We start from the raw sequence: 22,808 nt of genomic DNA, 5'->3' as shown, positions 1-22,808 counted from the left end.
CCCGCTGGCTCAACGACTTGCGCCGCCCGACCCTGGCGGTGAGTTGCGAAAACCTGTGACCGGCCATTCATCCGCCGCCTTGCTCTGCCGCGGCGGATAGGTCACCATCGTCCCGCGCACACAAAAAATATTACAAGCGCGAGGAAACGCATGAGCAAGCCCGCCGGTTTCTCTTATGGCTGGATCGTCGTCGGTGCAGGCGCGCTGATGACCTGTGTCGGCTTCGGCACGATGCTGTCGCTGGCGGTGTTCCTGCAGCCGATTGCGACGGATACGGGCTGGTCGGTCAGCGGCGTCTCGGCGGCGGCGACGATCGATTTCCTTGCCATGGGATTTGCGGCGTTCTTCTGGGGCGCATTGTCCGACCGGTTCGGAACCCGCATCGTGGTTTTGGCCGGCGCGGTGCTGCTGGGCATCGGTCTCGTCGGTGCGAGCCAGGCCACAGGTCTCTGGCAATTCCAGTTTTTCTTCGGCGTACTGATCGGGATTGCGGCGGGGAGTTTCTATGCGCCGATGGTCGCGGTCGCGAGCGCCTGGATTGAACATCGCCGCAGCCTTGCGGTGGCGCTGGTGTCGGCCGGCATGGGCGTGTCGCCGCTGACGATCGCACCATTCGCAAGCTACTTGATCACGACCTATGACTGGCGCACGGCGATGCTGGTGATCGGCATCGCATCCTGGGCACTGTTGATCCCGGCATCGTTCCTGGTGCGTCCGGCGCCGGAAGCCGCACCACCTGCGAGCGGCGGGACGGACGCGCCGGAAGTGCAGTGGTCCGTCGGGCAGGCGTTGCGCACCCCGCAATTCATCACGCTGGCGCTGGCACATTTCGCCTGCTGCGCGGCGCATTCGGGACCGATCTTCCACATGGTGAGCTACGCGATGATCTGCGGCATCGCGCCGCTGACCGCCGTCACCGTTTACAGCCTTGCCGGATTCTCCGGCCTCGGCGGGCGGCTGCTGCTGGGCGTCATGGCCGACCGCCTCGGCGCCAAGCCGGTGCTGGTCGGCGGGCTGTTCGTGCAGGCGATGTCGGTCGCGACGTATCTCGCGGTCGGCCAGCTCGGCGAGTTCTATGCGCTCTCCGTCATTTTCGGGCTCGCCTATGGCGGCGTGATGCCGCTCTATGCGGTGCTGGTGCGCGAATATTTCGGCGCGCGTATCATGGGCACGGTGTTCGGCGCGGTCTCCGCCTTTGCCAGCCTCGGCATGGCGCTGGGGCCATTGGCCGGCGGATGGGTGTTCGACACTTTCCACGCCTACAACTGGCTCTATGTCGGCTCCTTCGCGATCGGCATTACCGCGGTCGCGGTGGCGCTGAGTTTCCCGTCGGCGAAGCGGCCATCGCAGCCGTCGCTCGATCTCGGACGCGCCGCAGCCTGAGATGCGTATTCTCCGCCGCCTTGATCGGGGGCGGCGGATGGGCCACCATCGCCCCTCGCGCAAACAAAACAAGACAATGCGAGGAAGCGCATGAACAAGCACCCCGGCCTCGACCTCGTCGAGCGCGCGCGCATGCTGCAGCCATTGATCGCGCGCGACGCCGACGAAATCGAGCGAACGCGGCGGCTGACGCCGGATGTGACCGCCGCCCTGATCGAGAACGGGCTTTATCGTTCGTTGCTGCCGCAGAGCCTCGGCGGCGCCGAATTGCCGCTCGAGATCTTCATGCAGATGCAGGAGGAAATCGCCAAGGCCGATGCCTCCACCGCCTGGTGCCTCGGCCAATGCAGCGTCTGCGCCATGACCGCCGCCTATCTCGATGCCGATGCCGCCAGCGAGATTTTCAACGTCGCGCCCGGCATCCTTGCCTGGGGCGCGATCAAGCATGAAGTGCAGGCCGTGCCCGGCGGCTACAAGGCCAGCGCGCGCTGGGATTTTGCCAGCGGCTCCCGGCAGGCGAGCTGGCTCGGCGCCCATGTCCGGATCGTCGAGGCCGACGGCAGTCCGCGCCACAAGGCGGATGGTTCGCCGGAGATCCGCACCATCCTGTTTCCGGTGGCGGATGCCACGATGTACGACGTCTGGGACGTCATCGGTCTGCGCGGCACCGGCACCGACTCCTATTCGGTCGATAATCTCTTCATCCCGGACAAATTCGCGGCGCTGCGCGACGACCCTGCGGCGCTCCGCGAAAACGGCCCGCTCTACAAGCTCTCCACCAACATGGTGTTCAGCATGGGCTTTGCCGCGACCTCGCTCGGCGTCGCGCGCGCGACGCTCGATGCCGCCACCGACCTGGCGCGCGGCAAGACGCCGCAAGGCCTCAAGGCGATGCGCGACAACAACGCCGTGCAGGGCCTGATCGGGCGCACCGAGGCGACCTTGCGCGCCGCGCGCGCCTATCTCTACACCACCGCGGCCGAGGTCTGGCGCGACCTGGCGCGCGGCGACGCCCTCACCGAGCAGCACCGCATCGCGCTGCGGATCGCCGCGACCTGGACCATCCATCAATCGGCCTCCGTGGTCGACACCGCCTATCACATGGCCGGCGCCACCGCCGTCTTCAGCGCCAACAAGTTCGAACGGCGGTTTCGCGACATGCACGCCATCGCCCAGCAGATCCAGGCCCGCGACACCCATTACGAGGATGCCGGCAAGGCTATACTGTTCGCCAATCTCGACACGCCGCCGACGGCACGCTGATGGGGAGCGGCAACTAGAATGGCTGGAAAGAGCGCGACGAAAAAGCAGCCTACGAAAAACCCGGCTTCCGCCGTCGACGCCGTCTTCGACGCTTACCCCAAGCCGGTGAGGGAAAAATTGCTGGCGCTGCGGCGGCTGATCTTCGACACCGCAAAAGCCACCAAGGGCGTCGGCGCGCTGGAAGAGACGCTGAAATGGGGGCAGCCGAGTTATCTCACGCCGGAGACCAAAAGCGGCAGCACGATCCGGATCGATCAGGTCAAGGCTGAGGCCGGCCAGTACGCGGTTTACTTCCATTGCCAGACCAATCTGATCGAGACGTTTCGCGAGCTTTATCCGGAGCTGCGCTACGAAGGAAACCGGGCCATCCTTCTTGGCGCGGATGACAAGGTGCCCGAAGCCGAGTTGCGCCACTGCGTGGCGCTGGCGCTGACGTATCATTTGGGGAAACGGAAGGGCGCTTCGAGCAAGTAGCTCCCTCTACCGTCATTGCGAGCGAAGCGAAGCAATCCATCGGGCTGTACAATCCGAACAGCGCGTTCGTACGCGACAGCCAGATCGGCGCTCCTATTCCCTACGTCAGGTCGAATTGCCGAAGCTAAACTTCCAAGAAATGAAACGAGTTTTAGAAATCTACGGAATTCATAATTCTTTCGTAATCTCTCAAATCCTCTTTCATTTCATAATTATCAACATCAGAGCAAACATAAGTTCCCAGAACGATATCCCTTCCATTCGAGAAATATCTCGCACGAATCAATTCACCATTCGTGACAGCCGACGCCTCAACTGAGATCAATTTTCCTTCGCAATCCACCATAGTGCCGCGTGGCATGTCGTTACGTTGGCAAAATTCCTCAAGAAGTGCCCGCAAGCTATCGGTTGTCACGTTAGGTTCTTCACCGCTACGGTATTTGGCGATTGAAAATTGAATCGCACCCGCGCCCGTAGGTCGAGCCAAGCTGGGGGGCGACCCACCTGGAAGGCCTTCAGTTACATCCGCCCAAGCTGCTGGAAGGTCGAGCCTCAGTCCGTAGAATTCTACACGCATAATCTTCCCGCTGCCCACGGATTGAGAGTTGGTTCGCCGTACCCCGTGTATCCCACTGTTGCCAAGAACGAAGCAATCCATACCTTAGCTGCGGAGCCATGGATTGGTTCGCTTCGCTCGCAATGACAGTGGTGGGGCATTTTTGCCTTGCCCATCCCAAGCGGCGGGTGAGTTCTGATTCAAATTTCAAAGAGCAGATGTGACTTCGCAATCTCGCGGCGCATTGCGCCCGAGCTTTGCCAGAAACCTCCCGCCCTTTCATCATGAGAGGGCGCAGGGAAGACCGGGTGCGCGCTGCACCCGCGGTCTCGTGTGCGATCTGTGCTAAGAAAGCTGCACACGAGCATACAGGGCAGCGGTGAACACCCGGCCTTCCCTGCGCAATGGCTTTACGGCTTATGCCGTGATCTCCCCGGAGACGAGTTCTTGGTTGACTCCGTCGCTATCGTTTCCGCTTGCGCTTCTCCGACAGCTTGACGCCGGCAACGGGCGCCAGGACCACACGGTTTTGCCGTACGCCAAGTCCACGCCCATCGTCAGGCGTGAACCAGCGTCCACCGCATCCCGCCGCGCGTTCGTGACGTGCGCAACGCCCCTCTTGTCGGGCGGGACGCGACAATTCAAACCGCTGATTTGCCCGACGAGGAAAGCGGAATTTTGCCCGTCGGGTTAATTTGTCGCAGTGCGAGGGAGCCGACCGTTCGCGTGGATGGCGCGTCCCTCACGCCACCAGCGCGGCATCCTCCCCAGGGGCCTCGCCGCGCTGCGCCTTCAGCAGGCTGATGATCTCGGCATTGGGGCGGGCGCGACTGAACAGAAAACCCTGGCCTTCGTGGCAGCCTTCGTTGCGCAGGCAGCTCAGTTCGGCTTCGGTCTCGACGCCTTCGGCGGTGATGGTGACGCCGAGGCCCTTGCCGAGGCTGATGATCGAACGCACGATCGCCTGCGCGTCGCGGTTGGAGCCGAGATCGCGCACGAACGACTGGTCGATCTTGATCTTGTCGAACGGAAAGCTGCGGAGATAACTCAGGCTGGAATAGCCGGTGCCGAAATCGTCCATCGAGATGCGGACGCCGAGCGAGCGCAGCGCATGCAGCGTCGCCAGCACCTGGCTGCTCTTTTCCAGCACCAGCGTCTCGGTGATCTCGAGTTCGAGCCGCGTCGCCGCCAGACCGGTTTGTTTCAACGTTTCCATCACCATCGACAGCAGATTGCCGACGCGGAACTGCAGCGGCGACAGGTTGACCGCGACGCGGACGTCGTCGGGCCATTGCGCCGCATCCATGCAGGCGCGGCGCAGCATCAAGCCGCCGACGGCGTTGATCAGGCCGGTCTCTTCGGCAACGGGGATGAACTCGCCGGGCGAGACCATGCCGCGTTCGGGATGCGGCCAGCGCACCAGCGCCTCGAAACCGGTGACGCGACCGGTCGAAAGGTCGACCAGCGGCTGATAATGCGGCCGCAGCAAATCGTTCTCGATCGCGTGGCGCAGCTCGATCTCGATCTTGCGGCGGGACTGGGCGCGGGCGTCCATTTCGGCTTCGAAGAAGCTGAACGTGCCACGGAACTCGTTCTTGGCGCGCGACAGCGCCATGTCGGCGTTCTTCAGCAATCTCTCGGACTCGTCGCCGTCGCTCGGCGACATCGCGATGCCAATGCTGGCGCCGATCACCACCGAATGGCCGTCGAGCAGATAGGGGTCGCCGATCGCCTCCAGCAGGCGCCTGGCCAGCAGCACGGCGTCTTCGGGGCGCGTCACCCCACTCTGGACGATCGCGAACTCGTCGGAGTTGAGGCGCGCCAGCACGTCTTCCTCGCGCAGCGTCGATCGCAGGCGCTTGGCGACGCCGCGCAGCAACTTGTCGCCGATGCCATGGCCGAGCGTATCGTTGACCGCCTTGAAATTGTCGAGGCCGAGCACCAGCACCGCCACCTTCTCGGCGCTGCGCCGCGTATGCAGCAGGAGGTCGTCCATCTGCTGACGCAGCAGGGTACGGTTCGGCAATCCGGTCAGGCCGTCGTGCTGGGCCATGAAGGCAAGCCGCGCTTCGGCACGTTTGCGTTCGGTGATGTCCATCAACGCCAGCAGCACGGCTGGCTGGTCGCCGTAAACCAACTGGCGCGAATAGATCGCCAGATCGATCAGCGCGCCGTCGGCCCTGACATGCTTCCAGGTCCGTGCCGCCTGTTCGTCACTGCTGCGATCGCCCGCCCACGGCAATTCCGGATCGAACGCCTGCAGGCTCCGGATCGTCAGTCGCTCGAACTCGGAGCGGCTATAGCCATAGTGCTGGAGCGCGGCGTCGTTGACGCCGAGAATGCGCTCGCCATCCAGCGAACAAACGATCATCGGCACCGGGTTGCTGTCGAACAGCAGGCGGAACGACGCCTCGCGCTGTTTCAGCTCGGTAATATCGACGCGCAGACCGATGACGCCGCCGTCTTCGGTGAGCCGCTCGTCGATCAGGATCACGCGGCCATCGGCCAGCGTCTGCTCGTGACGATCGCCGGGCTGGTGAAGCCTGGTCAGACGCTCGGTGAGCCATTCCTCCTCGCGGCCAATCGCTTCCGGATAATCGCCGCGCTCGACGCCGACGCGGATGGTGTCCTCCAGCCGCGCACCCGGCCTGAACAGATCCGCGCTGCGGGTGTAGATCTCCGCATATTTCTTGTTCCAGAGAATGTAGCGGCCTTCGGCGTCGAGAAACACGATGCCCTGGGGCAGGATGTCGATCGCTTCGCGCAGCCGTTCATGCGATTTACGCGCGTCCGCAATCGCAGCCTCCGCCTCGGCGCGCGTGCGCACGATTTCGCTGCGCTCGGCGGGGCCATGGCGGCGATTACCTGAAAGCTTTGGGCTGGGTTTTACCGGTCGACCGAAAAGGCGAGCAATCGAGGTCCGCTTTGGTTTCTTGATTGTCTTTGGCCTTATCTTCGGCATTGCTGCGCCTCACCCGCCTTCTGCGTGCAATGTTCTCCGATAAGTGTCTGAAAAAATGGTATCTCTTGCCGATTCGAAGCGCCCCGTGCCCGGCTCCCTGGTGCCCGCTAAAAAGGCTGGTTCACGCTATGCGTGTGTTGCTGCAACAGGCGCGCGAGACCAAACGCAAATGCACACGCAGAATCTCAGCCAGCGCACGAAGAACACGCGACACGCATTCGGATTGCACACGGAATGCGCGAAATCTCGCGCTGGCGCATCAATATGCGCCAATGGTCGACAAGGTTATTGAAGCGTTAAGCCGGAGCTGATCGTCGCACAGTGCAAGCCGTCTAAAACGCTCAGGCGGCGCGCACCGTGTCGAGGAATTTGCCGACTTCCAGCCGGAGGCGGTTGCTTTCGCCGGACAGCGACTGAGCCGAGGAAAGAACCTGCGCCGAAGCGGAGCCGGTCCGGCGGGCACCCTGGTTCACATCGACAATGTTGGTGGCGACATCGGAAGTGCCCACTGCAGCCTGCTCGACATTGCGCGCGATCTCCTGCGTGGCGCCGCCTTGCTGCTCCACCGAGGTCGAGATCGTCGCCGCGATTTGCGAGATCCGGCCAATGGTGGCGCCGATCTGCTTGATCGCCACGACCGATTCCTGGGTCGCCACCTGCATCCCGGCAATCTGGCAGCTGATTTCCTTGGTGGCCCCGGCGGTCTGCGCGGCGAGCGCCTTCACTTCCTGGGCGACCACCGCAAAGCCCCGTCCCGAATCGCCCGCGCGCGCCGCCTCGATGGTGGCGTTCAGCGCCAGGAGATTGGTCTGTTCGGCGATCGTGGTGATCAGGTTGACGACGTCGCCGATCCGCAAGGCTGCCTTCGACAGCTCGTTGATGCGGGCGTCGGTCATTTCAGCCTGATTGACGGCTTCGCCGGCGATCCGGTTCGACTCCTGGACCTGGCGGCTGATTTCGGCAACCGAGGCGGTCATTTCTTCCGTCGCGGCGGCGACCGATCTGACGTTTGAGGAGGCCTCCTCAGACGCCGCCTCCACCCTGCCGGAGAGCTGCTGCGTCTCTTCGGCGGTCCGGCTCAGACTGGTCGCCGAGGCTTCCAGCTCCGTTGAGGCCGAGGATACGGTCTGCACGATCTCGCCGACCGCGGCCTCGAACTCGGCCGCGAGTTTTTGCATTTCCGCCCTTCGCTGGGCATGCGCGTGCTTTTCGGTTTCCGAACGTTCCGCGCGCAGCCGGTTCGATTCCAGCATGTTGTCCTTGAAGACCTGCAGCGCGCCCGCCATGTCGGCGATTTCGTCCGAGCCGCCGGTCGCGATATTGGTCGCCAGATCGCCCGCGGCAATCGACTTCATGCTGTTCTGCAGGTGCACCAGACGGCGCACGACGCCGCGCCCGACATAGTACCAGCCAATGACCAGCGCCGTTAAAAGGCTGACGAGCGCAAGACTGATCAGGATGATACGTCCCTGCCCGATCTCCGCCTCCGATTCACGGACCGCGGTGGCAGCGCCCGCTTCGCTGCGCTTTCGCAAGCTGGCGACTTCCTTCTCGAACTCCTGGGCGAGCGTGCGGTTCTCCGTCACCACATTGGCGCCGGCCTTCGCGGCCACCAGTTCGCGTTGCTTGAGCTCGAAAATATTGCCGGCGTCCTTGCCGGTCTTGACCAGCTCATCGACCAGTTTCGACGCCTCGGGATTCTTGAAGGCCGCGGCTGCCTTGCCAAGGCGGCCTGCGGTCGCCGTGAAGCGGTCCTTGACCGGCGGCAGCAAGTCGGCGGACGGCAGGTCGGCGGCCTCCACCAGGATGCCCAGTATCAAATTGGATTCCGCGCGCAACTCCAGAATGGCCTGCAGCGACGCCAGTTCGTTGTCGGCCAGCGCCGACAGCGTCTTCTGAACGACTTCCAGATCCTTGTTGTCCGCCGCGGTCTGCAGGCCCATCGTCAGGCTGAACCCGGCGTCATCGGCCATCGGCGACAGTTTTTCGGCAAGCTTCTGATGCGATTTGCGCAGGCTCGCGACCAGCCCGTCGCGCGAGGCGGCAATGGTCTGGCGCTCGGTGACGGATTGCAGCAGCCGGTCGAGATTGACCAGGATGCGATCGGCGGTCTTGCTGACTTTGGCAACGTCATCGGGAGCGAGCGCGCCGATGCTCTGCTTGAGCTCCTGCCGCGCGGCGGTCAAAACTTTGGAGGCGTGATCGCGCTCGGCCTGATCGGTCGCGGCGAGAAGACGGGGTGCCGCGGCGGCGACGTCGCCGGCGGCCCTGGCGACCTCGGAGGCCCGCGTGATCTCAGGCAGGCTCTTCTCGGAGATCGCGCCCAGCGAACGCCCGAGGCTGTCGTAGGAGATGATCGCGCTGCCGCTTGCGAGCACCGTGAGCGCAGCGACGACGCCAAAGGCCATAAACAAGCGACCGCGAAGGCCGAGGCGATACCACGACATGCCAGCGTTCATCGCAAAACTCCAAATAACAACGGCAAAATAAAATAGTGCCGCGAGCAGCCGGGCGTTACCCCGGTGCTCGCGGCTTTCTGAACTTACGATCCGGTCTTCTCGAGCCGCTCGACTGCCTTGAAGCTGCCGTCCGCCTGGATCACGGTCAGGAACACTTCATTCGAGCCGCGGTTGCTGGTGGGGCTGTAGGAGAGCTTGAAGCCGCCGAGATCGAGGCTGCCGGCTTTTTGCACGGCGTCGATCATGGCCTGGCGGGTGAGGTCGCCATCAACCTTTTCGAGCGCGGCGGCAATCGCACGGCCGACGAGGTAACCCTCGAGCGAAACGAAGCCGGGCTGCGCGTCGGGCGCGCTGGCCTTGAGTGAAGCATGGTAGCGCCCGACCACCGGGATCGCCGCATCCTTCGGGAACGGAACGACCTGCGTGATCACGACGCCGGTGCCGGCCGCGCCAAGTTCCTTTGCAAGCGCATCGGACCCGACAAAGGAGATGTTCACGAAAGTGGCGTCGAGCTTGATCTGCTTGGCCAGCTTGATGAACTCAGCCGCGGGCTTGTAGGGGCTGATCATGATCACGGCCTGGGGCTCGGCCTTCTTGATGGCCAGCAGCGCGGCTTTCACGGCCACCGTGTTGCGTTCGAAGGTGCCTTCGCCGGCAAGCTGCATCTGCCGCTTTTCGAGCGCCTTCTTGACGCCGGCAAGGCCGGCCTGACCGAAAGCGTCGTCCTGGTACATGATCGCGATCCTGGTCGCGCCGAGGTCCTTGGTCACCCGTTCGACCATGGCTTCGGTTTCCTGGAAGTAGCTGGCGCGAATATTCATCACCAGCGGCTTGTGCGGCTCGCGCAGGAATTCGGCGCCGGTGAAGGCACCGATGAAAGGCGCGCCTGCCGCCGTTGCGATCGGCTGGGTGGCGGCGGATGTCGGGGTGCCAACCGCACCGACGAGCGCGAACACCTTATCTTCCTCCAGCAGCTTCTTGGCCGCTTCGATCGACTTGGTCGGCTCATAGCCGTCGTCGACGCTCTTGAGTTCGAGCTTGCGGCCCTTGACGCCGCCGGCCTTGTTGATCTCGGCGAAGGCAGCTTCCAGCCCGATCTTCATGCCCTGGCCCAAGGCCGAGGCCGGACCGTCAAGCGCCGCGGCTTGACCAAACACGATCTTGTCAGCCGACACGCCGTTTTCGGCGGATGCGGGAATGCTCGTCGCGAGGAGAACAGCCGACGCAGCAAGGAAGGCGTTGAACGGAGTAGCTCGCATATGAATTGTCCTTTGGCGGGTGTAATGGTCGAACGGATCTGCTGGCTCGGGTCATCGCTGGCATGACGACACAGCAACACTGCGTTGCGATTGTGCACCCGATAGCTTCAGAACAGATTAATGATTTGACCGGTGCGTATTTGTACGGTTGCTGAATCGAGGCGAGGTTCACGGCCGGGTTGCACCTATGGCCGCACAAGGCGATCGACCAGCTACCCAGGAAATACCCAAAGCAGAATCGTCACTTGCGCGGATCAGCGACAAGTGTCCGAAATTCTTGCGGTGACCGGCAAGGTTATCGAAGGGTTAAGATGCCGGTGAGGCGCCAGCGATTGGCGTCAGCGCGGTTGCTGCGGCTTCCGCCTCCGGTACGACATCATGATCGTAGAGCTGTCTGCGAAACGCCGCATGCGCCGTTATCTCGGCGTCGCGTACGCCGAGATCAGCGTAGGAGGAGTTGTAGCGCATACCGTTCTCACGCGCGCCGCGCTGAACCGCCGCCACCCGCTCGCGCCGCAGGCGCTCATAGGCCAGCAGTGCCGCCGGAACGTTGACGGGCTCGGCACGCGCCAGAATGGTCGCCAGCGCCATGCCGTCCTCGATCGACTGGTTGGCGCCCTGCCCGAGATGCGGCAGCATCGGGTGCGCGGCATCGCCGAGCAGCGTCAGCCGACCCTTGGTCCACGCCGGCAACGGCTCGCGATCGTACAGAGCCCAGCGGAATGTTTTTTGAACCTGGCTGAGCAGCGTCCCGATCCGCGGGTCCCAGCCCTCGAATTCGCGGCGGAGCATGTCAGGGTCACCCGGCGCCGACCACGATTCCTTCATCTCCGCGTCGGCCGGCACGAAGCCTACATAGTTGATGAGTTCGCCTGATCGCACCGGAAAGGTGAGAAAGTGTTTCGCCTTGCCGAGCCACATCAACCAGCTATCGGACGGCCAGTGCGGAATGAGGTGATGCGGAAGCACGCCGCGATAGGCGACGGATCCATGAAACACCGGGCGCGACGGCGGCGCGGCGTAGTGGCGGAGATCGGAGTGGATGCCATCCGCCGCGATGACGATGTCGCCTTCGACAGTTGCGCCATTGGCAAACGATACACGCGCGACGTCGCCGGTTTGCTCAAGGCCAACGCCGCGGTGTCCGGTGCGCACGATACCTTCAGGCAGCGCGGCCGCCAGCAGCTCGACCATGTCGGCGCGGTGCATGCCGAATGTCGCGTTCCAGCCGGAAGAGTCGGTCACCTGAACCGGCGCTATGGGCGCTCCGTCATGACGGAAATAATGCGAACCGGAGCCGACCCTGGCGCCGAACTTCTCCACCGATGGCCCGAGGCCCACCCGTTGCAGCTGGCGAACACTGTTTGGCGTCAGAAACACGCCTGCCCCGATTTCACCGAGCGCGGACGCCTGCTCGTAGACTGAGACATCGAAACCGCGCGCGATCAGCGCGTTCGCCGCGAACAACCCGCCGATTCCACCGCCAACGATGACAACCCTGAGCCGTTTTCGTTGCATCGTATTATCCTTCGGCTCCGAAACCGAAAAGGCTTCGGAAGCCTGTCCGTTCAGGCTATCCTTCCCTGCAGGAAACACCAAGCGCCATCGCCGGCAGCGCAGACCGGCGGAAGAGAAGCGACAGCGGGAGCATTTCAATGCACGGCTTTATGGCTCTGGCCCCGAACGGCCGGCATTTGGCGGTGCTGCCATTGCTACTGGCTTTATCCGCGCATGTTCACGCACCGGCATTGGCCGGAGATTATCCGGATCGCACTGTCAAGATCGTCGTGCCCTTTCCCGCCGGAGGGACCGCTGACGCCGTTCCCCGGATTGTCGGGGAATGGCTGTCACGAAAATGGGGCCAGCCGGTCGTGATCGAGAACCGAACGGGTGCGGCCGGAAACATCGGCTCCGAAACTGCCTATCGTTCGGCGCCGGACGGCTACACGCTGCTCTCGTCACCGCCGCCACCGCTGGTGATCAACCAAAGCCTGTACCCGAAGCTCGGCTTCGATCCGACCAGGTTCGAGCCTGTTATCGTGATGGCGCAGGTGCCAAACGCGCTGATCGTCAATCCGGACAAGGTCAAGGCGTCGAGCGTGACCGAGTTGATCGAATATCTGCGCAACAATCCCGACAAGCTTACCTGCGCCACGCAAGGCAACGGCACGACCTCGCATCTGACGTCCGAACTGTTTCAACTCATGACCGGGGTGAAACTGCGCCATATTCCCTATCGCGGTTCGGCGCCGGCATTGCAGGGCCTGCTCGCCGGCGACGTCGACGTGATGTTCGACAATCTCGGCGTCTCGCTGCCGCTGGTCCAGGCCGGCAAGCTGAAATTGCTGGCGGTCGCCTCGCCCGCCCGCTTGCCGGCGCTGCCCGACGTGCCGACGATCGCCGAAACGCTGCCTGGTTTCGAGGCGGTCGCCTGGTATGGCATCGTGGCGCCGCCGGACACCCCGAAGAACATCACTGACAAGATCAATGCCGATGTGAACGAGGTACTGCGTCAACCCGAAGTACAGGAGCAGTTGCGGAAACTGTCCGCCGATATTTTCGGCGGATCCGTCGACAAGACATCCAGATACATGCGGGAGGAAGTCGATCGATGGGCCGCGGTGATCAAGTCGGCCAACATCCAGCTGCAATAAGACATCAAACGAGTGGCGCGCTGGCGGCCCAGGTCACGGCCCTAGTTGATTTGAATCCGCGTATTGCGCTGGCCGTTACGCTGGACCAGCGCGAACAGCGCCGCCGCATGCGACGGGTGCAGCCTGATGCAGCCATGCGAGGCGCGGCCGCCGAGCCGCTTGATATCCGTGGTGCCGTGGATGGCGAATCCGTAATAGAAGAAGATCGCGTGCGGCATCGGCGAATTGTAATATTTGCGCGAGAAATAACTTCGATGCATCGATTGCGGACGGAATACGCCGCTCGGCGTGCCATAGCCGCTGCGGCCGGTCGAGACCGGCCAGCTGTACCGCGTCGCGCCGTCGATACTGACAGCCATGCGCTGGGACGATTTATCGATCTGGACCACGACAGCGGCGCGTGCCGGGCTCAGTGCCAATGCCGACATGAAAATCGCGGCCGCAAATGACAGCCGCATACCCAACCGAAATTTCATAATGAGCCCTGCCGCCCAGAAAACTCTCTAATGGCGGCATGATGTGTTTTGGAAACGCGCCTTTGTAAAGAGCGGCGGCCCGGCCGGGCGCAAAGGGTCCGAATTAATCTTAACCGGGGCAACCGGGATAGCGTGGAAATGCCGCGAGCAGATGCTGTGGGAGATCAAACAATTGCGATTGGCGCGGTTGTCCCGCGCTGCCGATTCCATGTTACGTCTTGGGCAGCTAGAGTGATCCGATGACACCCCGCCTGATTCTGATCCCGCTCCTGGTCTTGATCGGTCTCGCCAATGCCACCATGGCATGGGCGCAGGACAAGGGCAGCGTCGACCCCAAGCCGCTGCCGCCGCTGGCCAACCCCAACGACCCCAACATCGGCGCCAAGGAATTGTTCGGCCGCAAGCTGCTGCCGGCGGCGGCGCCGACGCGGGTGCTCGGCTTTTACGCCCATGGCTGCATCGCGGGCGCGGAGGGACTGCCGATCAACGGCGACACCTGGCAGGTGATGCGGCTGTCGCGCAACCGCTACTGGGGGCATCCGGACATGGTCGCGCTGGTGAAGCGGCTGGCCAACAAGGCGCACAAGGATGCCGGCTGGCCCGGCATTCTGATCGGCGACATGTCGCAGCCGCGCGGCGGCCCGATGTTGACAGGCCATGCCAGCCATCAAGTGGGGCTGGACGCCGACATCTGGCTGACGCCGATGCCGAACCGCCGCTTTTCGCGCAACGAACGCGAGGAAACGTCGGCGGTCATGATGGTGCGCTCCGACCGGCTCGACATCGATCCCAAAGTGTTCACACCAAGCCATCTGGTGGTGATCCGCGCCGCCGCGCAGGAGCCGACGGTGCAGCGCATCTTCGTCAATGCCGCGATCAAGAAGGCGCTGTGCCGCGAGGCCAAGGGCGATCGCAGCTGGCTGCACAAGGTGCGGCCGATGTACGGCCACGACTATCATTTCCACATCCGGATCAAATGCCCGCCCGGCGCCGGTGAATGCGAGAGCCAGCCCGATCCGACCGAAGGCGAAGGCTGCAGCGCCGGCGACCTCGCCTTCTGGTTCAAGGATTCCGTGCTCCATCCGAAGCCGCCGCTCATCCCGCCGAAACCAAAGCCGCCGATGACGATGGCGCAGCTCCCCCCGGCCTGCAAAGCGGTGCTGACCGCACCGGATGCAAAGCAATAGCCGCCATTTCATTCTCGCCCGCAATGCGCTAGTGTTGAAGCGCCTCACGCCGTAAGCGCGGGCGGACTTCCTGGGACGACGGTCCTTAGCTTCACATCTCAACCGATAGCCACCCTGTGCGCGGCCAAGCTGCGCGCAGCATCAATTCGTGAGGACCGTCATGCGCATCAGTGCACGCAACCAGATCAAGGGCACCGTCGTCGAAGTCAGGAAAGGCGCGACCACCTCGCATGTCCGCGTCGATATCGGCAATGGCCAGATCATCACCTCCTCGATCACCAACGAAGCCGTCGATGACCTCGGCATCAAGACGGGTGGCAAGGCCATCGTTGTGATCAAGGCCTCGGATGTCATGATCGCGGTGGACTGACATGCGCGTAATCCTGCTGGTGACGCTGCTGTTCGGCGCCGCGCCCGCTCTTGCCGCCGAAGAGCCGAGCGGCTGCGACAAGTTCAAATGGCCGATCGAACGCGAACGCGCGATGCTGACCGCGCCGGATCGCGCCACGCTTGCGTCAGGCGTTGAACTCGGGACATTGCCGTCAACGGGCCTGACACTCGCCATGGTCGCGCCCGCGGACGCCAGGCTGCCGACGCCGCCGGAGCGCGCGCCGAAGGAAGGCAGCTTTGCCGGCTTCGTCAGCGTGAAGGCGCCGCCGAAAGCGGGCCTCTACAGCATCAGCCTGTCCTCGGGCGGCTGGGTCGACGTGATGCAAAACGGCAGATTCCTGAAACCGAAGGCGCACAGCGGCGCGACCGACTGCGACGGCATCCGCAAGACCATGAAATTCGAGCTGTCGGCGAACCCGTTCGTGCTGCAGATCAGCGGGACCAGGGAGAATTCGATCTCGATCGCGATCCTGCCGACCGAATAGGCCAAGGTGAGACGAGAAGTCCCTTTGAGGTCTCTTTACCCGGCCGGTCAGCCTGCTATTGTTCCGGTCAGCGATATCCCGACCGACCGTAAGTCATCGGGATTGCCGGAACGGCGCTTCCGCCTGTCGCATCCCTGACCCAACCAATGCCTGATTTGCGCGCGCCAACCGCGCCGCAGACTCGCACGGAGCGCCAACATGTATCGTCCCGCCGGAATTTTTGCCGCCTTTTTCATTCTGTTTGGCGCGATCCATTCGCCCGCTGCGGCGCAGGACAAGACCATCACGGTGTTCGCCGCCGCCTCGATGAAGAATGCGCTCGACGACATCGACGCCGCCTATACGGCCAAGACCGGCGTCAAGGTCACGGTAAGCTATGCCGCGAGCTCGGCAATGGCAAAACAGATCGAACAGGGCGCGCCGGCCGACGTCTTCATCTCCGCCGACACCGACTGGATGGATTACGCGATCGGAAAGAAAACCATCAACGAGCCGACCCGGGTCAACCTGCTCGGCAATTCCATCGTGCTGATCGCGCCGAAGGATTCCAAGATCGACAGCGTGAACATCGGCGCGGGCTTCGACCTCGCCAAGCTCGCGGGTGACGGTAGGATCGCGACCGGCGACGTCAAATCCGTGCCGGTCGGAAAATACGCCAAGGCCGCACTGGAGAAACTCGGCTCCTGGCAGGCGGCCGAGCCGAAATTCGCGATGGCCGACAGCGTGCGCGCGGCGCTGACGCTGGTGGCGCGCGGTGAAGCCACACTCGGCATCGTCTACTCCACCGACGCCAGGGTCGAGCCCGGCGTCAAGGTCGTCGGCACCTTCCCGGGCGATTCCCATCCAGCGATCATCTACCCCCTCGCAGCGACCACGACCGCCAGGCCGGAGACGTCGGATTATCTTGCCTTCCTGCGCTCGACCGCGGCCAAGAACATCCTTGAAAAATACGGCTTCAAGTTCCTGGTCAGTCCCTCGACCTGATGTTCGATATCTCGCCGACGGAATGGACGGCGATCCTGCTCTCACTGCGGGTCGCCATCATCGCAACGCTGGTGGCGACGCCGTTCGGCATCGCGCTGGCGTGGCTGCTGGCGCGGCACAATTTCTGGGGCAAATCCATTCTCGACGCACTGGTCCATCTGCCGCTGGTGCTGCCGCCGGTCGTCACAGGCTATCTGCTGCTGCTCACCTTCGGCCGCCGCGGCATGGTCGGCGCGTGGCTGGCCGACAATCTCGGCATCGTGTTCGCGTTTCGCTGGACCGGAGCTGCGCTGGCCTGCGGCGTGATGTCGTTTCCGCTTCTGGTGCGGCCGATCCGGCTGTCGATCGAGGCGATCGACCGGCGGCTGGAACAGGCATCGAGCACGCTCGGCGCGGCACCATGGCATGTGTTTGCCACCGTGACCCTGCCGCTGGCGCTGCCGGGCATACTGGCCGGCATGGTGCTCGGCTTTGCCAAGGCGATCGGCGAGTTCGGCGCCACCATTACGTTCGTGTCGAATATTCCCGGCGAGACCCAGACGATTTCCTCGGCGATCTATTCGCTGATCCAGACGCCCGATGGCGACCGCGCGGCGGGGCGGCTGGTGCTGATCTCCATCGTGATCGCGATGGGCGCGCTGATCGCATCCGAGTGGTTCGCACGGCGCGCCACGCAGCGTCTGCACGGGAACTGACCATGCTGCGCGTCGAGGTCACAAAGCAGCTTGGCGAGTTCTCGCTGGAGGCCTCGTTCACCAGCGAGGGCCGCGTCACCGGCCTGTTCGGCGCGTCCGGCGCCGGCAAGACCTCGCTGATCAACATGATCGCGGGCTTGCTGCGGCCCGACCGCGGCGTCATCATTCTCGACGGCGAAACGCTCGACGACACCTCGACGGGCGCGCACGTGCCGCCGCACCGCCGCCGCATCGGCTACGTGTTCCAGGATGCCCGGCTGTTTCCGCATCTCGACGTGCGGCAAAATCTCGACTACGGCCGGCGCATGAACAGCCTCGCCGAGGATCCGGCGCAGCATGCGCGCATCACCGACCTGCTCGACATCGGCGGCCTGCTGGATCGCCGGCCCGGAAAACTCTCCGGCGGCGAGCGTCAGCGCGTCGCGCTCGGCCGCGCGCTATTGTCGAAGCCGCGATTGCTGCTGCTCGATGAACCGCTGGGATCGCTTGATGAGGGACGCAAGATCGAAATCCTGCCCTATCTGATCCGACTGCGCGACGAAGGCATCCCGATGGTCTATGTCAGCCACGATGCCGCGGAGCTGCGCCAGCTCGCAACGCAGATCGTGATGCTGCGCAACGGACGCGTCACCGCGCTCGGCGGCGTCAAGGTGCTGACGAGCAGCACGCCTGCCTGATTTCGTCCGTGATCCAGATCACGTTCGATCGGCGCGAAATTCAAGAAATCCAGTGTTTATAAGCACTTCCTGAACACCCGTTCAGAAAAATCTTTCGAACTATTTTCGCGGGCGACGCGTCTCATGAACGCATCAGGCAATCACGCCTAGCACAATGGAGACTACAACTATGTTCCGTAAAATCGCTCTTGCAGCTGCTGCCGCGATCGCTCTGACCGCTGCTGCTGTTGCCCCGGCTTCGGCCGGTGGTAAGGGTGGCCACGGTCATGGTGGGCATCACGGTCATGGCCATCACGGCCATCATCATGGTCATCATCATCACGGTCATGGCCATCATCACCATCACGGCCATCATCACCACGGTCATCATCACTTCGGATCGTTCTACATCGGCGGAAGCTGCTGGAAGACGGTGTGGTCCGACTTCGGACCGCGTCGCATCTACGTCTGCGGTCGCTATCTGTAAGCTGACGGCCATCGCAAGAAGGCCTCAGCCGAAGGCTGGGGCCTTCTCCCTTTTGCAGCGCTCGCCGTGACGAAGTCTGGCGAAGCGACATCCTAGCTCGTGCGTTTGCCCGCAGGATGCTCACCCAGCAAGTCGCGCAGCGCCTGAATCTTCGGCGAACCCGCGCCCTTGCGCCAGATCAGGTAGGTATCCGCCCTGTTCTCGCCCGGCGGCAACCGGTGCACCCGCAAGCGTTTGCTCTCCGGAAACGTGGTGAGAACACTTTTGGGCAGCAGCGCGACGCCCATTCCTGCAGCGACGCATCCGAGCATCGCGTGATAGGAGCCGAGCTCAATCGTGCGCTCCGGCATCTGGTCGCGAAGCGCGTACCAATCCTCCAGCCGTTTGCGATGCGGACAACCATGCTCGAAGGCAATGATGGTTCGCGGGAAATACTCCTTCTTGCCTTTACTCCTGCCTTGGCCGATCGCCGGCGTGCCGGCAGCGGACACGATCACGGGTTCTTCCTCGAACACCGCAACCTTTTCAAACAACGCATCCGCAATCGGCAACGTCACCAGCGCAGCATCGAGCTCGCCGGCCAGGATCGCCTTTGAAAGCGTCGGGGGATTGCCGGTGCGAAGTTCGAGCTCCACTTCCGGATAAAGGCGATGATACTCGCTGACCGGTCCCGGCAAGCGGACGGCCGCGGTGCTCTCCATCGCCCCCAGCCGAAAGATTCCGCGTGGCCTCGGATCCTGCACCGCGTTGCGCGCCTCGTCGGCCAGCGCGAGCAGCCGGTCCGCGTAGTCGAGCAGCACCTGCCCCGCCGGTGAAAGATGCAGGCGCTTGCCCTCGCGAATAAAGAGCGGAACGCCGATGTCGTCCTCGAGCTGCTGGATGCGCGTCGTGACATTGGATTGAACGCGATGCAAATGCTCCGCGGCCCGCGTCACGCCACCCTCGCGGACAACCGCGCTGAAAATCTTCAAATCGGACAGATCCATACATCTCTCCACGGGATCATAATCATCTTTATTATTCATTTTATGTGATCATTGCCACGTCGTAAAGAGACCCCGTCGCAACGCCCGGAAGTATGGAGGCGCCAATCGCGATCGATGGAGGTCACGATGCCAGCAGGACATGGAATGCAGGGCGGCCCGTCCGACATCCGCCGGGCCTCGCCAGCCGAGTTTCTCTTGCTGACAGAGCGGATCGCCCGAGAGGCGCGGACCGCTCGGGCCGCGGCGATCGGTGACGCTGTCGTTCGAACGTTCACGGGGGCAGTGCGCGGCGTGCGCGTGCTGGTGTCGGTGGTCCGCACCGCGTTCGCCTTGCGCGACACCCTCATGCCGGCGCGTGAAGGCAGCCGAACGCACCATCCCAATCACCATCAGTGACCCCGACGCCACCACCGGCGCAAACTCCGAAAGAGACGCGACCATGCTGATCACCATCATGAAGCCGGCTCGGCTCAACACAGGCTCTCTTGCCGCGGACGCCTTTCGTGCCCTGCGAACGGTCTGCGCCAGACTTTGGCGTTGGCGGCAGCAGCGGCTGGCGGCCTCGGAGCTGCACAGCCTGAGCGACTACTCGCTGAGAGATATCGGTATCGCGAGAAGCTACATCGACGAACAGGTACGCCTTTCCGCCAAGCGCTACGCGCGGCCGACCAAGTCAACCGGACTGATCTGAGTTCTCATCGCTGCAGCCGCTTAACCCCTGGAACGGAGAAACTACCATGCCCAAAGCATACTGGATCGTGCGTGTCAGCGTTCATCAGCCAGCGCAATACCCGGATTATCTCGCCGCAGCGCGTCCGGCCTTCGAAAAATTCGGCGCCCGGTTTGTCGTACGCGGCGGCGCGTTCGAACTGATGGAGGGACAGGCGCGGGAACGCAACGTCGTCGTCGAGTTCGCCGATTTCGCGACGGCGACCGCCTGCTACCGCAGCGACGAATATCAGAAGGCAAAGGCGATCCGCCAGGCGAACGCGGATGCCGACTTCATCATCATCGAGGCCGCCACCTAGACGATTTCGCGCGCGCGCAAATCTGCGATCGCGGCCGCGTCGTAGCCGAGCGAGGCCAGCACCTCGTCGGTATGGGCGCTGAGTTCGGGCGCCATGCGGTCGAGTTTGCCGCCACCATGGGCGAGCTGAAATCCGCTGCCGGCGAAACGAAGCCGGCCATAGGGCGTGTCGATCTCCTGAATGGCGCCGCGCGCTGCAATCTGCGGATGATCGATCACTTCCTCGACCTTCCAGATGCTGGCGCAGGGCGCGCCGGCCGCTTCCAGGATGGTCTCCCACTCGCGCGGATCCTTCTTAGACAGCGCGTCCTCGATGATGGCTCGTAGCGCCGGCTCGTTTTCCTGCCGCGCGAACCAGTCGACGAAGCGCGGGTCCTCCAGCACATCAGCGCGGCCGAGCGCCTTCATCAGCGACTGGTATTGCTTCTCGCTGTTGACGGCGAGCAAGAGATAGCCATCGCCAGCCTTGAACAGGTTGGCGGTCGGCCGGCGGCTGACGGCCTGATTGCCGGAGAGTTGCTGGCGATGACCGGCAACCGCGTAATCCGCCACCTGACCTGAAAGAAACGCCAGCGTAGCCTCCAGCATGGAGACGTCGACCATCTGTCCCTTGCCGGTATGGGTGCGCTGGAACAGCGCACTGGAGACACCGAACGCCGCGGTCGAACCGGACAACACGTCGCAGACCGCAAAGCCGGCGCGGGTCGGTCCGGTCTCGGCATGGCCCGTAATGGACATGATGCCTGATAGAGCCTGGATCTTGCCGTCATAGCCGGCGCCAAGCCGCGCCGGACCGGTCTGGCCAAAGCCCGAAACCGCGCAATAAATCAGCCGCGGATTGATCGCCGAGAGCGCCGCATAGCCGATGCCGAGCTTGTCCATCACGCCGGGACGGAAATTCTCCATCACCACGTCGGCTTGCGCCGCGAGCTGCTTGACGATCGCGATCGCTTCCGGCTTTTGCAGGTCGAGCGTCAGGCTGCGCTTGTTGCCGTTGACCGCCTGCCAGCCCGGCGCAAGTCCGCGCTCGGCCCATTCGCGGGAGAGCGGCGTGCGGCGCATGTCCTCGCCCTCGCGCCGCTCCACCTTGATGACGTCGGCGCCGAGCAGCGCGAGCTGGTAGCTCGCATAGGGGCCGGCCAGCACCTGCGTGAAGTCGAGAATCTTCACGCCTTCGAACGGTCGGGTCACGCAGCGTTCTCCCTGGCTCTTCTTGCCCTCTCCCCTTGTGGGAGAGGGTGGACGCGATGCGGAGCATCGCGGACGGGTGAGGGGTTTGTCTTGGCGAACACCGAACGTGCGGATAAAGACCCCTCATCCGGCGCTTCGCGCCACCTTCTCCCACAAGGGGAGAAGGAAGACCGCGTCACGCCGCCCGATTGCCGCGCGCGATTTCTTTTTGCTTGTCGAACTCGGCGCGGCGCCGCGCCAGTTCTTCCGGGCTCATCTGCGCGATGTTGTTGTAGTCGAGCTTCCAGGAAGCGTCCTCGCTCCAGCGCAGTGGCGACTGCATCGTGGTGCGCGCGCCGGGCGCGGTTTCCAACAGGCGCAGCGCCAGTTCGAGCGTCTGCGCCTGCGAGGCCACATCCTGCGGCTTGCCGGCGGAGTTGCCGAGCGGAAAGTCCGAGAACAGGAAGCGCGGCACGGCGGCGTGCTCGACGATGTCCTTGGCGCAGCCCATCACCACCGTGGCAATGCCGTTGGCTTCGAGGTGGCGCGCGACCAGTGCCGAGGTCTGGTGGCACACCGGGCAGTTCGGCACCAGCACTGCGACATCGACCTTGTCGGCGAGGCAACGCTCAAGAATCTCCGGCGCGTCGGTGTCGATGGTGACGCGATGGCTGCGATTGGTCGGCGCGCCGAAGAAGCGCGGCGCCACCTCGCCGACCCGCCCCGCGGCTTGCGCCTTCAGAAGCTGCGGCAACGGAAACCAGGTGCCGCTGTCGATTGCCGACGTGTGCTTGCGGTCATAGCCGATATGCGAGATCCGCAGATCGTGCTGTTTCGAAGTATCGCCGTCATAGACAGTGTAGAATTTCGCGCCGCCATTATACGCCGCACCCGGACCCTGATCGCCCTTGGTGGGGTCATATTGCGCAGCGGTCGTAACGATGGTCACCCGCGATTGCGCCAGCGGCTTTTTCAGCGGCTGGAATGGCGCATCGATGTAATGCGCCCAGCGGTAGGCCGTGGTGTAGCCGATCGCGGCGTAATAATCGCGGGTCCGCTGCATATAGGGGACCGGAGCATCGTAGTCGGGCGCAAAGCCCAGTTGATCGTCGGACGGGCCGGACATTGTTGTGTCTCCTGCGTTTCCCCAAGCGTTGGGCCCAAGCTAATGAGTGTCCGCCTATTCCTCAACAGCGGAAATGTGATGGCTCCCCAGTTCGTAGGGCGGACTGGAGCCGAAGGCGTAATCCGCCGT

23 protein-coding genes are annotated in these 22,808 nt (G+C 63.4%); 14 read left to right on the top strand and 9 right to left on the bottom strand.

The features are described 5' to 3' along the window. The first annotated feature begins 150 nt into the window (after window positions 1-150). From JQ597_RS19310 to JQ597_RS19300, 3 genes are all read left to right on the top strand, one after another. Window positions 151-1,383 carry an MFS transporter gene (locus JQ597_RS19310; protein ID WP_212265805.1) on the top strand — a complete coding sequence of 411 codons (1,233 nt, stop codon included), beginning with the start codon at window positions 151-153 and terminating at the stop codon, window positions 1,381-1,383. A 90-nt stretch (window positions 1,384-1,473) separates the two neighbouring features. Beyond that, complete coding sequence (locus JQ597_RS19305; protein WP_212265804.1) at window positions 1,474-2,646, top strand: acyl-CoA dehydrogenase family protein; 1,173 nt, start codon at window positions 1,474-1,476, stop codon at window positions 2,644-2,646. An 18-nt stretch (window positions 2,647-2,664) separates the two neighbouring features. Further along, window positions 2,665-3,120, top strand: coding sequence for a DUF1801 domain-containing protein (locus JQ597_RS19300; protein ID WP_212265803.1), 456 nt, complete (start codon window positions 2,665-2,667; stop codon window positions 3,118-3,120). 151 nt (window positions 3,121-3,271) lie between these two features. Here JQ597_RS19300 and JQ597_RS19295 read toward each other — a convergent pair whose 3' ends face one another. The 5 genes from JQ597_RS19295 to JQ597_RS19275 all read right to left on the bottom strand — a co-directional run bounded on the left by JQ597_RS19295 (window position 3,272) and on the right by JQ597_RS19275 (window position 11,874). Next, complete coding sequence (locus JQ597_RS19295) at window positions 3,272-3,697, bottom strand: hypothetical protein (protein ID WP_212265802.1); 426 nt, start codon at window positions 3,695-3,697, stop codon at window positions 3,272-3,274. Between the two features lie 721 nt (window positions 3,698-4,418). Beyond that, window positions 4,419-6,638, bottom strand: a complete 2,220-nt coding sequence (locus JQ597_RS19290) for a putative bifunctional diguanylate cyclase/phosphodiesterase (protein WP_212265801.1) — start codon at window positions 6,636-6,638, stop codon at window positions 4,419-4,421. 341 nt (window positions 6,639-6,979) lie between these two features. Continuing rightward, a complete protein-coding gene (locus JQ597_RS19285) occupies window positions 6,980-9,097 on the bottom strand; it encodes a methyl-accepting chemotaxis protein (RefSeq protein ID WP_249148013.1) in 2,118 nt (705 codons plus the stop codon). A gap of 83 nt (window positions 9,098-9,180) precedes the next feature. Continuing rightward, window positions 9,181-10,356 (bottom strand): ABC transporter substrate-binding protein, encoded by a 1,176-nt coding sequence (locus JQ597_RS19280; RefSeq protein WP_212265800.1) that lies wholly within the window; start codon window positions 10,354-10,356, stop codon window positions 9,181-9,183. Window positions 10,357-10,662: 306 nt separating this feature from the next. Beyond that, a complete protein-coding gene (locus tag JQ597_RS19275) occupies window positions 10,663-11,874 on the bottom strand; it encodes an FAD-dependent monooxygenase (protein ID WP_212265799.1) in 1,212 nt (403 codons plus the stop codon). A 137-nt stretch (window positions 11,875-12,011) separates the two neighbouring features. Here JQ597_RS19275 and JQ597_RS19270 point away from each other — a divergent pair, with 137 nt between their 5' ends. Further along, the gene (locus JQ597_RS19270) at window positions 12,012-13,010 is read left to right on the top strand and encodes a Bug family tripartite tricarboxylate transporter substrate binding protein (RefSeq protein ID WP_212265798.1); all 999 of its coding nucleotides are present in this window, start codon (window positions 12,012-12,014) and stop codon (window positions 13,008-13,010) included. Between the two features lie 41 nt (window positions 13,011-13,051). On the opposite strand, the gene JQ597_RS19265 is transcribed toward JQ597_RS19270, so the two are convergent. Then, window positions 13,052-13,486, bottom strand: a complete 435-nt coding sequence (locus tag JQ597_RS19265; RefSeq protein WP_212265797.1) for a L,D-transpeptidase — start codon at window positions 13,484-13,486, stop codon at window positions 13,052-13,054. A gap of 239 nt (window positions 13,487-13,725) precedes the next feature. On the opposite strand from JQ597_RS19265, the gene mepA reads away from it, so the two are divergent. From mepA to JQ597_RS19230, 7 genes are all read left to right on the top strand, one after another. Next, window positions 13,726-14,673: a penicillin-insensitive murein endopeptidase gene (gene mepA / locus JQ597_RS19260; protein WP_212265796.1), complete on the top strand. Its 948-nt coding sequence runs from the start codon at window positions 13,726-13,728 to the stop codon at window positions 14,671-14,673. A gap of 160 nt (window positions 14,674-14,833) precedes the next feature. Continuing rightward, window positions 14,834-15,043: a TOBE domain-containing protein gene (locus JQ597_RS19255; protein WP_212265795.1), complete on the top strand. Its 210-nt coding sequence runs from the start codon at window positions 14,834-14,836 to the stop codon at window positions 15,041-15,043. Window position 15,044: 1 nt separating this feature from the next. Further along, window positions 15,045-15,548 (top strand): hypothetical protein, encoded by a 504-nt coding sequence (locus JQ597_RS19250; RefSeq protein ID WP_212265794.1) that lies wholly within the window; start codon window positions 15,045-15,047, stop codon window positions 15,546-15,548. A 198-nt stretch (window positions 15,549-15,746) separates the two neighbouring features. Then, complete coding sequence (gene modA / locus JQ597_RS19245; protein WP_212265793.1) at window positions 15,747-16,532, top strand: molybdate ABC transporter substrate-binding protein; 786 nt, start codon at window positions 15,747-15,749, stop codon at window positions 16,530-16,532. After that, entirely contained in the window at window positions 16,532-17,227 is a 696-nt protein-coding gene (modB, locus tag JQ597_RS19240; RefSeq protein WP_212265792.1) for a molybdate ABC transporter permease subunit, read from the top strand. Before modA ends, modB begins: the two co-directional genes overlap by 1 nt. Before the next feature lie 2 nt (window positions 17,228-17,229). Then, window positions 17,230-17,904: a molybdenum ABC transporter ATP-binding protein gene (gene modC, locus JQ597_RS19235; protein WP_212265791.1), complete on the top strand. Its 675-nt coding sequence runs from the start codon at window positions 17,230-17,232 to the stop codon at window positions 17,902-17,904. Window positions 17,905-18,158: 254 nt separating this feature from the next. Then, window positions 18,159-18,440, top strand: a complete 282-nt coding sequence (locus tag JQ597_RS19230; RefSeq protein WP_212265790.1) for a hypothetical protein — start codon at window positions 18,159-18,161, stop codon at window positions 18,438-18,440. Window positions 18,441-18,462: 22 nt separating this feature from the next. On the opposite strand, the gene JQ597_RS19225 is transcribed toward JQ597_RS19230, so the two are convergent. Beyond that, window positions 18,463-19,356, bottom strand: coding sequence for a LysR family transcriptional regulator (locus JQ597_RS19225; RefSeq protein WP_212265789.1), 894 nt, complete (start codon window positions 19,354-19,356; stop codon window positions 18,463-18,465). 126 nt (window positions 19,357-19,482) lie between these two features. Between JQ597_RS19225 and JQ597_RS19220 the strand changes: the two genes are divergently transcribed. From JQ597_RS19220 to JQ597_RS19210, 3 genes are read left to right on the top strand one after another with little or no spacing between them, the layout of a single operon-like run. Further along, window positions 19,483-19,752 (top strand): hypothetical protein, encoded by a 270-nt coding sequence (locus tag JQ597_RS19220; protein WP_212265788.1) that lies wholly within the window; start codon window positions 19,483-19,485, stop codon window positions 19,750-19,752. A gap of 43 nt (window positions 19,753-19,795) precedes the next feature. Beyond that, window positions 19,796-20,047, top strand: a complete 252-nt coding sequence (locus JQ597_RS19215) for a DUF1127 domain-containing protein (RefSeq protein ID WP_212265787.1) — start codon at window positions 19,796-19,798, stop codon at window positions 20,045-20,047. A gap of 46 nt (window positions 20,048-20,093) precedes the next feature. After that, window positions 20,094-20,384: a DUF1330 domain-containing protein gene (locus JQ597_RS19210; protein WP_212265786.1), complete on the top strand. Its 291-nt coding sequence runs from the start codon at window positions 20,094-20,096 to the stop codon at window positions 20,382-20,384. Here the strand turns inward: JQ597_RS19210 and JQ597_RS19205 are convergent. Together JQ597_RS19205 and JQ597_RS19200 are read right to left on the bottom strand one after the other, a co-directional pair. Then, window positions 20,381-21,574 (bottom strand): CaiB/BaiF CoA transferase family protein, encoded by a 1,194-nt coding sequence (locus JQ597_RS19205; protein WP_212265785.1) that lies wholly within the window; start codon window positions 21,572-21,574, stop codon window positions 20,381-20,383. The genes JQ597_RS19210 and JQ597_RS19205 overlap by 4 nt on opposite strands. Before the next feature lie 175 nt (window positions 21,575-21,749). Continuing rightward, window positions 21,750-22,679, bottom strand: a complete 930-nt coding sequence (locus tag JQ597_RS19200; RefSeq protein ID WP_212265784.1) for a glycine reductase — start codon at window positions 22,677-22,679, stop codon at window positions 21,750-21,752. Window positions 22,680-22,808: the final 129 nt, after the last annotated feature.

This window comes from Bradyrhizobium sp. AUGA SZCCT0177 (assembly GCF_018130125.1).
In the GTDB taxonomy this organism is placed as follows: domain Bacteria; phylum Pseudomonadota; class Alphaproteobacteria; order Rhizobiales; family Xanthobacteraceae; genus Bradyrhizobium.
This window is presented reverse-complemented; position numbering and strand designations above follow the sequence as displayed.

What these genes read in the sequence shown, in the direction of transcription:
- JQ597_RS19310 (WP_212265805.1), top strand. Translation starts at nt 151, where the DNA reads ATGAGCAAGCCCGCCGGTTTCTCTTATGGCTGGATCGTCGTCGGTGCA.
- JQ597_RS19305 (WP_212265804.1), top strand. Translation starts at nt 1,474, where the DNA reads ATGAACAAGCACCCCGGCCTCGACCTCGTCGAGCGCGCGCGCATGCTG.
- JQ597_RS19300 (WP_212265803.1), top strand. Translation starts at nt 2,665, where the DNA reads ATGGCTGGAAAGAGCGCGACGAAAAAGCAGCCTACGAAAAACCCGGCT.
- JQ597_RS19295 (WP_212265802.1), bottom strand. Translation starts at nt 3,697, where the DNA reads ATGCGTGTAGAATTCTACGGACTGAGGCTCGACCTTCCAGCAGCTTGG.
- JQ597_RS19290 (WP_212265801.1), bottom strand. Translation starts at nt 6,638, where the DNA reads ATGCCGAAGATAAGGCCAAAGACAATCAAGAAACCAAAGCGGACCTCG.
- JQ597_RS19285 (WP_249148013.1), bottom strand. Translation starts at nt 9,097, where the DNA reads ATGAACGCTGGCATGTCGTGGTATCGCCTCGGCCTTCGCGGTCGCTTG.
- JQ597_RS19280 (WP_212265800.1), bottom strand. Translation starts at nt 10,356, where the DNA reads ATGCGAGCTACTCCGTTCAACGCCTTCCTTGCTGCGTCGGCTGTTCTC.
- JQ597_RS19275 (WP_212265799.1), bottom strand. Translation starts at nt 11,874, where the DNA reads ATGCAACGAAAACGGCTCAGGGTTGTCATCGTTGGCGGTGGAATCGGC.
- JQ597_RS19270 (WP_212265798.1), top strand. Translation starts at nt 12,012, where the DNA reads ATGCACGGCTTTATGGCTCTGGCCCCGAACGGCCGGCATTTGGCGGTG.
- JQ597_RS19265 (WP_212265797.1), bottom strand. Translation starts at nt 13,486, where the DNA reads ATGAAATTTCGGTTGGGTATGCGGCTGTCATTTGCGGCCGCGATTTTC.
- mepA (WP_212265796.1), top strand. Translation starts at nt 13,726, where the DNA reads ATGACACCCCGCCTGATTCTGATCCCGCTCCTGGTCTTGATCGGTCTC.
- JQ597_RS19255 (WP_212265795.1), top strand. Translation starts at nt 14,834, where the DNA reads ATGCGCATCAGTGCACGCAACCAGATCAAGGGCACCGTCGTCGAAGTC.
- JQ597_RS19250 (WP_212265794.1), top strand. Translation starts at nt 15,045, where the DNA reads ATGCGCGTAATCCTGCTGGTGACGCTGCTGTTCGGCGCCGCGCCCGCT.
- modA (WP_212265793.1), top strand. Translation starts at nt 15,747, where the DNA reads ATGTATCGTCCCGCCGGAATTTTTGCCGCCTTTTTCATTCTGTTTGGC.
- modB (WP_212265792.1), top strand. Translation starts at nt 16,532, where the DNA reads ATGTTCGATATCTCGCCGACGGAATGGACGGCGATCCTGCTCTCACTG.
- modC (WP_212265791.1), top strand. Translation starts at nt 17,230, where the DNA reads ATGCTGCGCGTCGAGGTCACAAAGCAGCTTGGCGAGTTCTCGCTGGAG.
- JQ597_RS19225 (WP_212265789.1), bottom strand. Translation starts at nt 19,356, where the DNA reads ATGGATCTGTCCGATTTGAAGATTTTCAGCGCGGTTGTCCGCGAGGGT.
- JQ597_RS19220 (WP_212265788.1), top strand. Translation starts at nt 19,483, where the DNA reads ATGCCAGCAGGACATGGAATGCAGGGCGGCCCGTCCGACATCCGCCGG.
- JQ597_RS19215 (WP_212265787.1), top strand. Translation starts at nt 19,796, where the DNA reads ATGCTGATCACCATCATGAAGCCGGCTCGGCTCAACACAGGCTCTCTT.
- JQ597_RS19210 (WP_212265786.1), top strand. Translation starts at nt 20,094, where the DNA reads ATGCCCAAAGCATACTGGATCGTGCGTGTCAGCGTTCATCAGCCAGCG.
- JQ597_RS19200 (WP_212265784.1), bottom strand. Translation starts at nt 22,679, where the DNA reads ATGTCCGGCCCGTCCGACGATCAACTGGGCTTTGCGCCCGACTACGAT.